Below are 15,334 nucleotides of genomic sequence, written 5' to 3'. Positions count from 1 at the left end.
ATATGGAGGCGCGTCCCGGAGTCGAACCGAGGTTCACGGATTTGCAATCCGCTGCATGGCCACTCTGCCAACGCGCCAATAGGAAAAGATGGTGCCCCGGGCCGGACTTGAACCGGCACAGCGCGAACGCCGAGGGATTTTAAATCCCTTGTGTCTACCGATTTCACCACCGGGGCACGCAAAATTCTTTGCGATGGAATACACCATCTTAGATACCGGACTGGCGTCCCATATCTTTTAATTCTTTAACAACATTGAGTGTTTGTGTTGTCTGGTTAGCAGCGCTTTGCCCTGCGAACGACGCACACTTTACTCGAGATAAAATTCACGTCAACAACAAATTGTATCTTTCTGATTTAAGTGATGAAAAATCACACATTCGTGTTTATGTTACATACACGTTGCATGTTTTCTCATCACTTTATCGAGAAGTGACTGTGATCAGTCGAGCGATTTTTTAAATCGTTTCGCGGCTAACCAAACACCACACACCGTAAAAATTGCCAACCATAGCGTGTCTTTCCACATATCAAGTAGATCCGCGCTGCGTAGCACTATGCCGCGAATGAGGCGCATGAAGTGCGTGGTCGGTAACGCTTCAGCCACCCATTGCGCCACGCTGGGCATGGCTTCATAAGGAGTGATAAAACCCGACAGCAATATCGACGGCAGCAGAATAAACATCGTCATCTGCATCGCTTGAAGTTGCGTCATCGCCATAGTTGAAATGAGCAGTCCCACGGTCAAACTTGCCGAAATATACAAAAGAGCCCCTAAGAAAATCTGATTTAAAGCGCCATTGATTGGCACATCAAACATGAAGTGACCTAGGGTTAATATGATCACGGTTTGAATCAAACCTACAAAAATGTACGGCACAATCTTGGCGATCATCAGCTCTAGGGATGTGACTGGCGTGGTAATCAAGAGTTCAAGATTACCTTGCTCTCTCTCGCGCACCACCGCCACACTGGTAAACAGCACCATTGTCATACTGAGGATAACCGCCAGTAAACCGGGCACAATGTTCACCGCCGAGCTGCGACTAGGGTTATAAAACAGTGCCACGTTTAACGTTTCAGCCTCTTCGCGGTTCACTTGCGTATTGAGTGTTTCAGGAAATAGCGTAAAAGGTAGCGACCTTAAACCCAAAATAGCAGAACTGATCGTGCTATCAGAACCATCCACCAGCCATTGCCCTAGGGTTTGAGCGTGGGCTAATCGATAATCCACATCCGCAGGAATCACTAAAGCAACCCGAACCTCCCCGGCTTGTATCGCCTGTTGCGCCTGCGCTGCTGAACGATAGTGATGCGTAAAATCAACCACTTGTGAAGCGGACACTTGCTGCTGTAATTCACGACTGGTTTGATTCTGACTCATATCAACAATCCCCGCGGGAATATGCCGCACATCCATGTTGATCGCATAGCCAAACAGAGTCAGTTGCACTAAAGGAATCACCACAATCATGGCAAAGGTGATTCGGTCACGATAAAGCTGACGAACCTCTTTGACAATGATGGCTTTCATTCGCGTCCAAGAACTCATTGCCGTCCCTCCCCGGTTACCGATACAAACACATCTTCAATTGTGGGCCTAGCGACGGTCAATTCGGCCTGGTGCAACTCAGGGAAAGTGCGCTTCATCCAATCAATCGGGTCTTGAACATGTTGATAAATAAGCACGCGAAGCCGCACACCTAACTGCGCCGCGGAGCGAATTTGGTCAGGATAATGGAGCAACTGCGTTTTTAAACTGCGCAATCCCGGCGCTTTCACTTCAACAATGTTAACTCCCATTTGCGCCATTAACTCATCGGGTGGACCGTCAGCGCGCATCTTGCCTGATTCCATAATGGCGAGTCGATGGCAACGCTCCGCTTCATCCATGTAATGGGTGGTAACCAAAATCGTGGTCCCCATTTCCGAAAGATCAAACAGCTTTTCCCAAAAATCGCGGCGATTTTCTGGGTCAACCGCTGACGTTGGCTCATCCAAAAACAGAAGCTCCGGACGATTCATGGTCGCGCAGGCTAGGGATAAGCGCTGTTTCTGCCCGCCACTCATACCTCTCGCGCGTTGATTTTTAAGGCTATCTAAACCATAGGTTGCCATTTGCTCAATACAGCGCTGCGCCAACACCTTTGGGTTCATACCAAAAATCGTGCCCATAAACTGCAAGTTTTCATACACCGAGAGGTCATCATAAAGAGAGAACTTTTGCGTCATATAACCGATTTTCAGTCGCAGCAAATCGGCATCTCGGGGAATCTGATATCCCAATACCTCAACTTGACCTGACGTTGGGTGCAATAGCCCGGTTAAGGTACGGATTGTGGTCGATTTACCGCAGCCATTTGGCCCTAAAAAGCCATAAATACACCCCTTGGGAACACTCAGAGAAATATCGTCGATGGCAGTAAACTCGCCAAACCGTTTAACGATGTGTTCCGCTTTGATGGCTAAATCACTCATGCTGACCATCCAAATCCACTTGCACTGGAATACCCGCAGGAAGTGCGCTGGCAGATTCTGGCAAATCAATTTTGGTGAGAAAGACCAAACGCGATCGGTCACTGGCACTCATACTGCGATAAGTAGTGAAAGAAGACTCTTTGGAAATCCAGCGCACTTTGCCCTGCAGCGGTTGAGCAACGCCATCGACATGCACCGTCACTTGGCTGCCAACGGGATAAGTCGCTACCAAAGGTTCCGGTAAATAAACTCGAGCGTAAGGTGTTGTCTCTGCAGCAATAATGGCAACAATCCCATTGACTGGTACACGTTCCCCTTGGTGATAAGGGAGTGAATCAACAATCCCATCACGCGTTGCGGTAATCGTTAGCTCTGAAAGTTTATGTTGTTCGAGTTCAAGATTGGCTTTGGCTGCGGCTAACTCTGCACGCGCGACTTCAATGTCTTCAGCTCGATAGCCGGCTGATAATTTTTTCAAGGTCTGTAGTGCCGAATTGTACGACGCTCTCGCTTCATCACGTTTTGCTAACGCATTGTCTTTCTCTGCTGGCGAACTCAATTTACGAGCAACCAACTCTGCAATACGGCGATACTGTTTCTCTTCGTTATCTAAGCGAACACGGGCATTTTCCACATTAGCTTGTGCCGAAGCGACATCCTCCGAACGCTCACCATTGAGCAGTTTGGTGAGCTGAGTTTGCGCCTGCACTTGTTGCGCAGTGGCTTTCGCCACCAAAGCACGTTGGCTGATTGACGACAAAGTAAGCAATTCATCACCTTGATGAACCGTTTGCCCCTCTTGTACCGATATTTTTTCAATTATTTCATTGGCCGTAGCGGTTAGTGAAACGCGGTCTCGCTCTAAGGTTCCAAGAGCTTGTGGCGTTTGTTGTGGCATACAACCCAAAAGAGCCAATAAAGGCAAAATAATCAACCCATTACGCATAATTGTATTCTCATCAGTCTGAGTATTCCCCCTTCTTCTCCCGGTCAAAACACACTCGTGAATCACGAGTTTTAGGCAGCCCCAAAGAGGAGAACAGGACACATCAATTGCTTAGTTTAAATTGAATTTAAATTTAAACTAATTTATCTTAGGGTAAAAATCAAGCAGGCTGAGCAGAGAAAATATGACAAGACGTAAAACATCAACTCGGGTTGATGGAGAAATTACTCGCCAACGAATTTTGGATGCAGCAGGGAAGCTCTTCGCGATTAACGGTTTTGCAGAAACCACCAGCAAGTCAATTGCTATGGAAGCAGATGTGGATTTAGCATCAATTAACTATCATTTTGGTAGTCGTAATGGACTGTATCAGAACGTACTTGCAGCGGCGCACAGCAGCATCATCAACATTGAAAGATTGAATCAGATTACTCAAAACGAGCAATCGGCACAGGAAAAACTGCGCGCTTTCATTGAATTATTGTGTAATGCCACACGCAGTGGCCATGAATGGCAAGCGCAAACTCTAGCCAGAGAAATCCTTGCTCCTACCTCGAACTTAGCGGTGTTATTTCAAAAAGAGTTGGAGCCTAAGTTGATGATCATTCGAGAACTGTTGAGTGAAGTCACCGGAATCCCCAGTGACGCACCACAATTGGCCCCCTGTATGCTCAACGTGATTGCTCCATGTATGGTGTTGTTGGTCGCAGGTCAATCAGTACCTGGTGCCATGCAAGAAACAGCAAACCTTCCTCAAGAACAACTTATTGAGCATATGTACCACTTTGCTTTATCCGGCTTACTTGCCATGGGCGAACACTACCGACTCACCCATTTACAGCAAGCCTAAGCGTTATTTAATTAGGGTTAAGCCGCTTGAGCAAGGTACTGACCTTCAATGGTCAACCTTGCTTGAGGCCAGTTAAAAATACAGCCAGTGGCAGTAAAATTACCATTGCCAAGCAGTTTGGCTTCCAACGTCAGCTGAAATTGCTCAATAGCACCAAAGATGGAATCGACTCGCTGATTCCACTGTTTTACTTTGAGTTCAACCTGCCATTTACCTTGTCGATTAACCAAGTGACCAGAATAGATGAATCCGCTATCCCCACCATTAACGGTGCCATTCTTAACCACCAAAATCCCTTGACCACAGATGTATTGGCTCGACAAAAATGACACTTGGTAGATACCCTCTTTCATATTTTTTCCTTTGAGTTAATACCGGACAGAAAGAAGATTAGCAGCGCACTAAGATGAGCGATTTTCATAAACTTACAACTTTGATACCCAAGTAACCTAGCTGCAGTAGGCTGATCTCAGTATTCAATGAGATATGGGATGGCCGTACGGCTAATTGGGTATATACTCCCACCCGTACATAAATTAAGGATTCGATTATGACCGACATAGCACAAGGCGGTACCTTTTCGTTGGGAGACAAAACGGTCTTTCGCATGGGTTACGGCGCAATGCAACTCTCTGGCCCAGGCATCATGGGCGAACCTAAAGACAGACCACAAGCCATCGCAGTATTGCGCGCCGCTATCGAAGCAGGCGTCAATCACATTGATACGTCAGATTTTTATGGCCCTTATACGACCAACCGTCTTATCAAAGAAGCGTTGCATCCTTATGCAGACAATCTCACATTGGTCACCAAGATTGGTGCGCGTCGTGATGCCAGTGGCAATTGGTTACCTGCGTTTTCACGTCAGGAAATCATTGATGCCGTGCACAGCAACCTGACTAATTTGGGACTGGAACAGTTGGATGTCGTCAATTTACGTGCGATGTTCTCAGCTCATGGTCCTGCTGAAGGCTCGATTGCAGAACCTTATTCGGTACTCGCTGAAATGCAGCAACAAGGTTTGATTCACCACTTAGGTATCAGTAACGCGACGTTAGCTCAAGTGCAAGAAGCACAAGCGATTGCGCCAATTGTCTGCGTGCAAAACCAATACAATATCGCTCTGCGCGATGACGATAGCTTGGTCGACTGGTTAGCCCAGCACAATATTGCCTTCGTACCTTTTTTCCCATTAGGTGGTTTTACACCGCTGCAGGTACAAGCTGTCGATACCATTGCTGGTGAGCTTAACGCCTCATCAATGCAAGTGGCTTTGGCTTGGTTACTACAGCGCTCACCCAATATCTTGTTGATTCCAGGCACGTCGTCTCTTGTTCATCTACAAGATAACTTAGGTGCAACGCAAATTCGCCTCTCTGCCGATCAACTCGCACGCCTTAACACTATCGGCTAATTGGGTTTTATTTCGGTATCAGACTAAAAGCGAAGGGCTGGTAACGACCAGCCCTTCCTTTTTGCAGTAAGTGCGTGAACTATTGCTTTTCAATCGCCCCTAAATCTGGCGCAGAGCCTAAGTAATCAATACCACTCACGGCAACACCTGCATCAATCAAAGCGGTATCGGCTTTGATATGAAATAGCGCATTATTGGGTAGCGCACCGTTCGCTTGACGCTTCGCCGTGGCTAAACTGGTATTGAGATTCTCAAATAAACGGCGTGTTACTGTGATATCGCTATCCCACGAGTTATTGCTGGTATTGGCATTTTTAACTGTGATGCTACCATCCAACGAGAGGTTATTACGAAAATAGTGCTTCTCTCCTGAGCTCAACGAGTTACCAAAACCAAAATTGATGCCGTTGTTGTAAGCGGTATTATTGACCACTCGAACGCCACCCGCATTGTTATTTTGATCAAACCCTTTGCTTACATTATCAAAGGCGATAGAACGGTAAATTTCATGATTACCAACAGCTCGATTACCACCAAGTTTAAAACCATTACCATTGCCAGCGAACGCTGAATCGCTCCAATAATCAATACCACTTAAAAATGCCCAACTCTCTTTAATGATGACTTTCTGGTCGGTATCGTAAAGATCAAACGCATCGTCAGAGTTTTTCCATGCACGGCAACCAATAAATTCATTTCCAGCGCCTTGCTCTTGTTTGGCGCCGAAACCATCAGCCATACTGCCATGTTTTTTAGGGTCATAGTTTAAGTAACTATCGGCATTAAGAACTAAGTTATACGCACCGCCCTTATTGATTTCTAAACCGGTATTTCGATTATCATAAAAGGCCATATTCTCAAAGGTATTATGACTGCCGGTAACGTAAGCACCATGATACCCAGCATGAGTGATATCGATGCCACGAAAATACCAGTAGCTGCCAGTCACGTAAAAACCAAAACCATTTTGAACCCATTGGTCGGCAGGAAATTGGAAATCAAAGACTGCTCTGCCACAATTGGCCGTAACAACATAAATAGGGGAAGATGCGCTACCTGATTGACCAAAACGCAAGGTGTTTTTTTCCCCTTGCTGGTAATCAATCGCATAAGTGCCCGCCTCTAGCAGGATCATTTCTCCAGCTCGCACTGTGGATAAAGCGGTCTGAAAATCCATCGCTTGCGCAGAGTTAGCCCCACTATTACTTGCAAGTCCAGTCGGAGAAACATAGTAAATTTGGGTAGGAGAGAAACTTGTACCATCTCCCTCACAGCGGGTCGCCATCGTTTCAGAGAGTGACGCCCACGCGCCAGACGAGCAGCTTAATAGCAGCGAAGTGAGCAGGGTCGCTCGAATTATCTTATTCATTCTGGTGGTATCCTTTTTATTATTTTGGAGGAGAACCAATTATAAATAGTCGATTAAAAACCGCTCAATTTTATAATTAATATTTACCATCAAGATCAAAAAATAAATTTCTAACAACCAATACAGTACAGTGAATAGCTATTTCGCACGTAATACTATTTAAACTTCACCACATCATTTTCTAAGCCTTCAATCATTTCAATCGTATGTTTAGCTGCTGATATCCACAAATTAATTGCATAAATATAGAATTCAATATTAAACAATACTTGTCGAGTTTTTTCATCAGATACGCGATTCCAATTATCAATTTTCAAATTTTCTTCTGCAAATTTCCTCGACGGAGAAGAAGCATGCATATCGAGTAAAACACCGAGTTTTTCGTTAACTGTATCAATATTTAGATGAGAGATATGAGGTTGAAAAATACAATCGCATAACACTTTAGGGAGGATTTTTTCCGCATACTCGATGGTATCAATATTCATTTGATAAAACATTTTACGAATAATAATCCATTGATTTTTCGATTTATTATGCAGTTTAGTACCACAATCACCCTGGTCTTCCTGAGATTCAAATAAAATCTCATTTGCCTGATCAGCAAGATGACATGCCGATGCAGCCTTAAGTTTAGGTAAATGATCGTACGCTTGATTTAACAGTAATACGACACCGGCCACATCATAAGTTTGATCTAATGCGCGTTCATAACAATTCCGCAAAATGTCTTCATTTGAGAGCTTAATTTCAGATTTAATCCGATTTATTTTCTCTTCGAAATATTTTAATTCCACTCACACCACCAAATCCAATGAAAACATTATAATTTTACAGATCTCTAATAAAAGATAGAGATAGTATTTGTCATCTGTTTAGCCGAATTATATCGGCTAACCACACAAAGATGAATAAGAGAAAGTTATAATTCGCCCCAGCCAACGGTCAGGACTTATTACGTCCCACAGCTAGTCATGATATGTCCGATAAGTTCCAAATATCTCAATATTTAGAGAGATTCGTACAATAAAATTGTCTTATATTTAAGATAGTCATGCGATTTGAGTGTTTTTTTATTATCACGAACTCACTCCATGTGCAGTTAATGTCATATTGATAGGATTTATTACATTATTCTTATATAGAATGCGAGAGACAGCTTATTTTTTCTCCTACACTCATTGGACGAATGTTTTACTCTCTAGCCACTTTAACCACTGACAGATTTTATCTAACGCCACAATGGATTCGCTTAAGCGACCTTGATGGTTCGTCTGCTCAGATCGGACACAATGGCTAAGTAGGGTTAGCGGTCGTGATCTTATCTGATGCAGTCCAACATGAGAGTAGTATTACCATGACGTTTAGACATATCCGCCGCCTAAGCATACTTCTGATAAGTTCATTGATTCCTTGGGATCTATCCCACGCTGATGACAGCTATGAACCCACCATATTAAATGGGGTTTCAACCAGCCTATCATCTATTCCATATCAAGCGCGCTTGTCGATCTACAAAAGTACCAGTAGCGGTACTGTTGCCTATTTGTGTGGCGCTTCGTTGATTGATGACAGTGTGGCCATCACCGCTGCCCACTGCGTTGATAGTGATAGCTCTGAAACCTTAACCAGTGTCACTGTTTACTATCTCGATTACACCACGCCAAGTAGCCCAACCTATACCTCAGTATCGATTCCAGCCAGCAACGTCAGCGTACACTCTTCTTGGGATGGCACGTTAGCTACCTCCAACGACATCGCGGTTCTTTATGATTCAGGTGCATCCTTTACCAATGCCAAAAAGATTAAAATCGCGACTGCTGCTGAAATGACGGCGATGTTCACTGAGTTTTCTAATAGCTATGTTGCTAACCAAGATAATGATACGAATGTACAAGCCAGCGGATATGGTAAAGATGAAAATGGTTCATCAGGTTCGCTTGCTCGAGTACTACTGGCTGGCATCCCTAGCTCGACCTGTCGCAGCTTAAAAGCCAGCTCCGTTAGCGCTGATGATTATCTTTGTGTGCAAAGCCCCGTGCAGAGCGTTAACTACGGGATTTGTAGCGGTGACAGTGGTGGTCCATTGGTATGGCGTAACCCTAGCAACGCATCAGACAGCGATTATGGAGTGCGCCTTGTTGGTGCCGCCTCTTATGTCACCACCTCTGGTGGACTATGTAAACTCAACGGCTCTTACTATTACGGAGCTTACAGTAACATCAACTATTACAAATCCTTTGTGAATAGCGCAGTCGATACACTTGCCTCAACGTCTGGCTATGATTATGAATCACTCTCAATTAGCTATGCCTTTGACAGTGATCCTATTTTATCCGCTAACACAGGGACGGACTCTACTACCCCAGATTCAGACTCCAGCTCCAACGATAGTGGCAGTGGCGGCGGCGGTGGTGGTAGCTTAAGTCTCATCACCTTAATGTTACTTACTCTGTTGGCGTTACGTCGCCATACTCGATGTGCTATCGCCATTAAAATGCAATGATTACTTTTTAACCAAACAGCAATGTGCGCCTGAATATTTGTGAAATTGTACTTTTAATTCAGTTCATTAGGAGTATATTAATTCGCACAGGCGTACATCGTATAATGGTTATTACTTTAGCTTCCCAAGCTGAAAATGCGGGTTCGATTCCCGCTGTACGCTCCAATCACTGATGAGTCTCTTCTGATTTTCCTTGCTGACCTACTAGTTGTTTAAAGGTCCGCATAAATTCACCAAATGGTCGATTAAGATCTTTGAATAACGTATGGTTGCGATGTTCTAACATCACCTCGCCCATCATCTTAATGCCCATTAGGAGATGAATAGACTCTTGTTCACTCAAGCCTTCGATGGTACCCACTTTAGCCAATAATCCATGCAATTCATCATGACACGGAAAACCGAAGGCGATGTTCTGTGCATTGCTAGGCACATTTCCCTCTTTGTTTGCCACAGGTGTGATATCAACATGATACAAATGCTTTTTCATTCTCATTCCTCTTTCTGTTAACCAAGCATAATTCCGCCATCGACAGCAATGTGCTGACCAGTAATAAAATCATTTTCCATCAAGTAAACATAAGTACTGGCTAACTCATGTACGGTTGCCGTGCGCCCCAGTGGGATAGTTTGTTCAAAATGAGTTTTAATTTGTTCAACCTGAGTTGTCGGCATATCACGCCAAAACGTCGTTAATGTCCAAGTCGGTGATACCGCATTCACCCGAGCTTTAGGTGCTAACTCGACCGCCAAACCTTCGACTAATGCATTGATACCAAGATTCCCGACATAACTAGCACAAGCATCTTGAGCACGACCACCAGTACCGGACGTAAAGACCATCGCCCCACCTTGGGCAATCTTCTCTGCAGCGAGCTGACCGATTCTTACATTAGTGAGAAATTTAGAATCCATCACATGGCGAATAGTTTCGATGGGAGCACCAATAAAGCCACCGCCCATAACATCGCCCACCATAGAAACGAGGTAGTCAAATGTGGATAACGAGCTAAACCACTCTTCAAGAGCCGCAAAATCATGTGCATCAACACAGTCGGTCAATACTTCAGTATCAAATTCGGCTTCTAATCCTGCTTTAGCCGTGGCTAGTCGGTCTAAATGACGTCCAACCAAACGTACATTTGCACCTTTGGCGAGAACAAGATGGGCAACCTCTAAACCAATGCCTGAACTGCCACCGATAATAACCACTTGTTTATTTGTAAGCTCTGCCATAGTAATACTCCTATTTAATCAACGAATTTGCTGCACAGTTAGCGACAAACGAGTCATTTTCACCGTGAGCTCCGCTCACCCCAACTGCCCCAATAAATTGCCCTTCGAGCAAAAGAGGGACGCCGCCTTCAAGGGCTGTCGCCCCTGGAGTAGAAAGAAAACTTGGGGAGCCTTGATTAACAAAATCTTCAAACTGCTTAGAAGGAGCTTGCAGCAATGCAGCAGTTTTGGCTTTTGCCAAGGCAACGGCTGGGCTAATGCCTATTGCAGCATCGTCTTTTTCTAACGCCACAACTTCACCAGCATGATCCACTACAGCCACACAAATATTCCATCCGTGCCGTTGCGCCGCATCCTGTGCAACGCGAATCACATGGCGCGCAGCATGCAGTGAAACTGTCGCGATGGTATTTAGGTAAGTATTCTCATTCATTGTTCTGACTCCATCCATAACACAATAACTAAACCAATCGGTTTAGTTGATAACGTCAATCTAAATCTAATGATTTAATTGATCAACAATAAACCGATTATAATTTTTGAACCGATTAGTTCAGTTAAATTGAAGATGTTTATTCTTGAGCATCAAGAACGTGGTCGGTATAGTGGAGCGACAACAAACGGTAAGAGCGAAGTGAGCATTGACAACTGAAGATGTAAAGTTAGAACGAGTTCTGCAGGGGGCTACTGAGGTATTTTTGCAGCAAGGCTATACGGCAGCCACAACGGATATGATCCAAAAATCAGCTGGCGTTTCTAAGGCGACGGTTTATACCCGCTATCCGAACAAACAGGCATTGTTTACGGCAGTTATAGAACGCCAGTGTAAGCTGTTAACACACAATATCATTCAATGCCTACCGCAAAGTAAAGACATCCTATCGACCTTGACTGATATTGGCACTCGCTACTTAACTTTATTGCTCTCTAAAGAAGGGTTAGCCCTTTATCGGACGATCGTCGCAGAAACTCCCCGTTTCCCAGAATTAGGCCGGATTTTTTATCAGTCAGGCCCTAAAGTCGTGTTAGATCAGGTGACCAAATACATCACCCAAGCAGCCAATGAGGGACAATTAGCCGTCCAACAGGTTGGCGCACGCAATGCGGCAGTGCTGTTTTTGAGCCTTTTACGTGGCGAAAGTCAGCTGCAATGTGTCACTCATCCCGATTTTCATCCGACCGAAGTTTTGATTGAAGAGTGGGTGAATCAAGCCATCATCACTTTTCGCCAAGCGTTTTTCGTAGGTGACCCAAACGCCTAATACGAATTGATAAAGTCTGCTACCTCTATCATCACCTCTCGACCCAAAGCAAATGAAAGTGGTTTCTTAAGCTACTCTTAAGAGTAGCTCACTAAGATACCACTAACGTTCTAGACCTATCACCGCAATGGTTCGCTGAAAATGCCACGGTGATGGGCAACTTATGAGCTAGGTCTGTTTCCCTTTGCGTGATGGATGCTCGGATAAATCATAAGCACCTTGTGTGAACCCGAGATGCCGAGGATTCAATCACGCGATAGGATCATTGCATCAATTGAGGTATCACTATGAATAAGCCCTTCGTTTGGGATTGGTTAGTTCGCATCACCCATTGGACTGTCGCCCTCTTGTTTTTTGCCAACTATTTCGTGACAAAAAAAGGCAGCGAAACACATGAATGGGTCGGCTATTGTATTCTTGCTGCCATTGCCGTGCGTTTAATTTGGGGATTAGTCACCCACTCTCCTGCTCGCCTCAGCGCTTTTTTACCTTCAGTGAGTAAAGCGATTGAACATTTAAAAGAGGTCAAAAAAACCCGTCAAGATACGCACATTGGTCATAACCCAGCAGGGGCGATGATGATTTGGCTTATGTGGACGTTGTTAATCGTTACTGGTTTGACCGGTTGGGGAACACAAGTTGAGATGTTTGATCAGTTTGATTGGCTCGGAGATGTGCATGAAACTCTGGCTAATCTCACCATGACGGCAGTCACTATTCATGTGTGTGCAGTGATTGTTATGAGTCACATAACCCGTCACTCTTATCTGACAGGCATGCTACCATTTAACAGAAAATAGAAAGTCGCGTTAGGCTTTGCTACTGCCTTCCCCACAACGCAGAGAACGCTTTGCGCCGTGGGGATAAGCCGACAAAAACGTTACTCGCTCAAACTGTTTTCAATACCAAAAAAGCGTGGCTCAATTTTATCGAGTGTCGCTGGGCGAGCGAAAAGGTAGCCCTGCATTAAATCACAACCGAGTTCGAGCAGCTTATTCATCTGCTCTTCAGTCTCTACCCCTTCAATCACTATCTGCATATTAAGCTTACGTCCCAGAGCGACAATCGACTCAACAATGTTCTGCTCTCTCACACCATCGACAACGCCAATCACAAATGATCGGTCGATCTTTAACTTATCAACTGACAATTCATTAAGACGACTGAGTGACGAATATCCCGTGCCAAAATCGTCGATCGCCACATGGATGCCCTTTTTGCGAATGCGATGCAGTTTTTCGAGCAGCAATTCGTAGTTATCAATCAGGGTTGTCTCTGTCAGTTCCAACTCAAGCTGGTGAGGTTTAAACTCGGTTGTTTTCACCAATTCAAGTAATGACGGGATGAAGTTTTCATGCTGAAACTGATGTCCAGAAATATTGATGGCGAGATATTGATCATCCGCTAGTTTATCTTTCATTTCCGTTAAGGAGCGGCGCAGAACAAAATCCCCTAACTGGTTAATGAGACCATACTCTTCTGCAATGTTGACAAACAAAAATGGCGGAACGGAAGCGCCTTGAAAGTTCCAACGCACTAATGCTTCAAATCCTTTGCAAATGTGCTTTTGTTGGTCCCAAATCGGCTGATAGACCATAAACAGTTCGTTATTTAAGATCGCTTTAAATAACTGGCGCGATAACATTTCGCGGTACTCGCGACGCTGCCCCAACTCTTCACGATATAAATACCAATCGATCCCCGCCGTGGTTTTCGCTTGCTCTAATGCCAAATACGTAGCGCGTAACAGATCTTCTGGATTATCACTGTCTTTCGGGAATAGCGCGACCCCCATAGAAAAGCGGATATTAATGATGTATTTGCCGATGACGATAGGTACATTCTCGGTGCGGCGCAATTCGGCAACATAGTCTTCAACCGCATGCAATTTGGTATCACAAATATCACATGCCAAAAATTCATCGCTATTAATTCGCGCCACAAACCCCGACTGTTCATTGCGTAACTTCAACCGCGTCGCAACATGTTTTAACACCATATCCGCCGTTGCCCGTCCGTATAGATGGTTAATCGTGCCGAAATTATCGATATCTAACAGCACCGCGATCACATAGCGGTCTGCTGGGCAATGCGTCATCAAATTAACTAATTGACGTTTCGCCATCCGAGAATTAGGTAACTGAGTCAGTGAGTCAAAATCGGCTTCACGGTGTAAGCGGCGAGAATAGGTCTGCATATCCCAGTAACGACGTAAGCCGAAGAGACAGCCGCCAACACCAATGAAGAACATAACGATAAACAGTTCATCGAGTTGCCAACTTTCTTGTTCACGACTAAATTCGTTAAATGATTCAAAGGCGTCGTACTGAATTGAGAAATAAGAGACAAGCAAAGTCACCACGAACCAAATCAGCAAATCTTTCAAAGCGCTGGATTGGCGTATGGTGTTAATCACAAGGTGAGAAGCTTCTCTAAGATGGATGGTCATCAAGCCTCCGAAAGGTAAACGCCAACATCAAAACTATCATTAAGTTAAACACTTAGATGTTGATCTGTCTAGTTCAGTAGCAAAACCTTATACATCCAAGTTACTTTTAAACTATAAATGCGAGCTACTTCACTCACCACATGGCGCATAAGCCATTTATCACAGAAAATGAGAGCTATTTTGTCCTTTAGCTTTGGATAAGTTTAAGTGTCGCCAACACCATCACTGCAATATTCGCTACTACGCCTAACACAAAAAAGTAGCTGCGGGGACTTGGGTTTCTCTCAGTGGCAATAGCGTAATAGAGCGCCATATGACCGACACGAGCGATAACATAAATCCATAGCCAAAACGATAACCAAAAGATAGAGGCATCCACTAGCCATGCGAGGGCTGTCGCCCCCAATATCATCGGCGCATTTTCCAGAGAGTTCATATAGGTACGATGAGTACGAAACACGAGTGAATCATGACTTAGGTTTTCGGGTAACTTCCCTGGTATCGCTCCTGGTTGACGAGCTTTCACCATAGTCGCCACCACCCATTGCACAAAATAGATGATGACCAAAGCCCACAAAGCCCATAAAAACGCTGAACAATCTTCCATCATTGGTTCCACTCTCCCATCAAGCTTCATCGTGTGATGCACACAAAAATAGAGGTCAATTTAACGTTATTTGACCGTTAAATCTCATTATAAAATACGATTAACTGCGCCTTATTTTCCCAGCTATTTAGCTATGTTGCACTTCATTTTTAACACCTTAATAACATCAAACTTACTCATATATGAAGATCTTAGCCGATTTGAACCACACAATGGTG

General features: G+C 44.5%; 16 protein-coding genes and 3 tRNA genes. 6 read left to right on the top strand and 13 right to left on the bottom strand.

The features are described 5' to 3' along the window. Positions 1-3: 3 nt before the first annotated feature. The 5 genes from OCV11_RS18995 to OCV11_RS18975 all read right to left on the bottom strand — a co-directional run bounded on the left by OCV11_RS18995 (position 4) and on the right by OCV11_RS18975 (position 3,423). Positions 4-77 (bottom strand) — tRNA-Cys (locus tag OCV11_RS18995). A 12-nt stretch (positions 78-89) separates the two neighbouring features. After that, positions 90-176, bottom strand: a tRNA-Leu gene (locus tag OCV11_RS18990). 265 nt (positions 177-441) lie between these two features. Beyond that, positions 442-1,551 (bottom strand): ABC transporter permease, encoded by a 1,110-nt coding sequence (locus OCV11_RS18985; RefSeq protein ID WP_261897588.1) that lies wholly within the window; start codon positions 1,549-1,551, stop codon positions 442-444. Beyond that, positions 1,548-2,477, bottom strand: a complete 930-nt coding sequence (locus OCV11_RS18980) for an ABC transporter ATP-binding protein (protein ID WP_261897587.1) — start codon at positions 2,475-2,477, stop codon at positions 1,548-1,550. The genes OCV11_RS18985 and OCV11_RS18980 overlap by 4 nt, the downstream gene beginning before the upstream one ends. Beyond that, complete coding sequence (locus OCV11_RS18975; protein WP_261897586.1) at positions 2,470-3,423, bottom strand: HlyD family secretion protein; 954 nt, start codon at positions 3,421-3,423, stop codon at positions 2,470-2,472. Before OCV11_RS18975 ends, OCV11_RS18980 begins: the two co-directional genes overlap by 8 nt. A 184-nt stretch (positions 3,424-3,607) precedes the next feature. Between OCV11_RS18975 and OCV11_RS18970 the strand changes: the two genes are divergently transcribed. Next, positions 3,608-4,273 (top strand): TetR/AcrR family transcriptional regulator, encoded by a 666-nt coding sequence (locus tag OCV11_RS18970; protein ID WP_261897585.1) that lies wholly within the window; start codon positions 3,608-3,610, stop codon positions 4,271-4,273. A 17-nt stretch (positions 4,274-4,290) separates the two neighbouring features. Here OCV11_RS18970 and OCV11_RS18965 read toward each other — a convergent pair whose 3' ends face one another. Then, entirely contained in the window at positions 4,291-4,626 is a 336-nt protein-coding gene (locus tag OCV11_RS18965; RefSeq protein WP_261897584.1) for a GrlR family regulatory protein, read from the bottom strand. A 197-nt stretch (positions 4,627-4,823) separates the two neighbouring features. On the opposite strand from OCV11_RS18965, the gene OCV11_RS18960 reads away from it, so the two are divergent. Continuing rightward, complete coding sequence (locus tag OCV11_RS18960) at positions 4,824-5,687, top strand: oxidoreductase (protein ID WP_261897583.1); 864 nt, start codon at positions 4,824-4,826, stop codon at positions 5,685-5,687. Between the two features lie 79 nt (positions 5,688-5,766). On the opposite strand, the gene OCV11_RS18955 is transcribed toward OCV11_RS18960, so the two are convergent. Together OCV11_RS18955 and OCV11_RS18950 are read right to left on the bottom strand one after the other, a co-directional pair. Further along, positions 5,767-7,056, bottom strand: coding sequence for a right-handed parallel beta-helix repeat-containing protein (locus OCV11_RS18955; protein ID WP_261897582.1), 1,290 nt, complete (start codon positions 7,054-7,056; stop codon positions 5,767-5,769). Positions 7,057-7,211: 155 nt separating this feature from the next. Further along, on the bottom strand, positions 7,212-7,853 hold the full coding sequence (locus OCV11_RS18950) for a hypothetical protein (protein ID WP_261897581.1): 642 nt from the start codon (positions 7,851-7,853) through the stop codon (positions 7,212-7,214). A 560-nt stretch (positions 7,854-8,413) separates the two neighbouring features. Here OCV11_RS18950 and OCV11_RS18945 point away from each other — a divergent pair. Then, positions 8,414-9,562 (top strand): S1 family peptidase, encoded by a 1,149-nt coding sequence (locus OCV11_RS18945; RefSeq protein ID WP_261897580.1) that lies wholly within the window; start codon positions 8,414-8,416, stop codon positions 9,560-9,562. A 90-nt stretch (positions 9,563-9,652) separates the two neighbouring features. Then, positions 9,653-9,727, top strand: a tRNA-Gly gene (locus tag OCV11_RS18940). A 1-nt stretch (position 9,728) separates the two neighbouring features. Here OCV11_RS18940 and OCV11_RS18935 read toward each other — a convergent pair. Genes OCV11_RS18935 through OCV11_RS18925 form a run of 3 tightly spaced genes read right to left on the bottom strand, consistent with a single transcriptional unit; the run spans position 9,729 to position 11,231 of the window. After that, positions 9,729-10,052, bottom strand: a complete 324-nt coding sequence (locus tag OCV11_RS18935) for a DUF3861 domain-containing protein (protein WP_261897579.1) — start codon at positions 10,050-10,052, stop codon at positions 9,729-9,731. A 17-nt stretch (positions 10,053-10,069) separates the two neighbouring features. Further along, on the bottom strand, positions 10,070-10,798 hold the full coding sequence (locus OCV11_RS18930) for an SDR family oxidoreductase (protein ID WP_261897578.1): 729 nt from the start codon (positions 10,796-10,798) through the stop codon (positions 10,070-10,072). Between the two features lie 10 nt (positions 10,799-10,808). Then, entirely contained in the window at positions 10,809-11,231 is a 423-nt protein-coding gene (locus OCV11_RS18925) for a GlcG/HbpS family heme-binding protein (RefSeq protein WP_261897577.1), read from the bottom strand. Between the two features lie 208 nt (positions 11,232-11,439). On the opposite strand from OCV11_RS18925, the gene OCV11_RS18920 reads away from it, so the two are divergent. After that, a complete protein-coding gene (locus tag OCV11_RS18920; RefSeq protein ID WP_261897576.1) occupies positions 11,440-12,060 on the top strand; it encodes a TetR/AcrR family transcriptional regulator in 621 nt (206 codons plus the stop codon). A 287-nt stretch (positions 12,061-12,347) separates the two neighbouring features. Continuing rightward, the gene (locus tag OCV11_RS18915) at positions 12,348-12,860 is read left to right on the top strand and encodes a cytochrome b/b6 domain-containing protein (protein ID WP_261897575.1); all 513 of its coding nucleotides are present in this window, start codon (positions 12,348-12,350) and stop codon (positions 12,858-12,860) included. Between the two features lie 80 nt (positions 12,861-12,940). Here the strand turns inward: OCV11_RS18915 and OCV11_RS18910 are convergent, their stop codons facing one another. Further along, positions 12,941-14,509, bottom strand: a complete 1,569-nt coding sequence (locus tag OCV11_RS18910) for a putative bifunctional diguanylate cyclase/phosphodiesterase (RefSeq protein ID WP_261897574.1) — start codon at positions 14,507-14,509, stop codon at positions 12,941-12,943. A gap of 187 nt (positions 14,510-14,696) precedes the next feature. Then, a complete protein-coding gene (locus OCV11_RS18905; RefSeq protein ID WP_261897573.1) occupies positions 14,697-15,119 on the bottom strand; it encodes an MAPEG family protein in 423 nt (140 codons plus the stop codon). Between the last annotated feature and the right edge of the window lie 215 nt (positions 15,120-15,334).

Origin of the sequence: Vibrio porteresiae DSM 19223 (genome assembly GCF_024347055.1) — a bacterium.
Lineage (GTDB): Bacteria > Pseudomonadota > Gammaproteobacteria > Enterobacterales > Vibrionaceae > Vibrio > Vibrio porteresiae.
The sequence above is the reverse complement of the archived record's forward strand: the minus strand, read 5'-3'. Positions and strand labels throughout refer to the sequence as shown.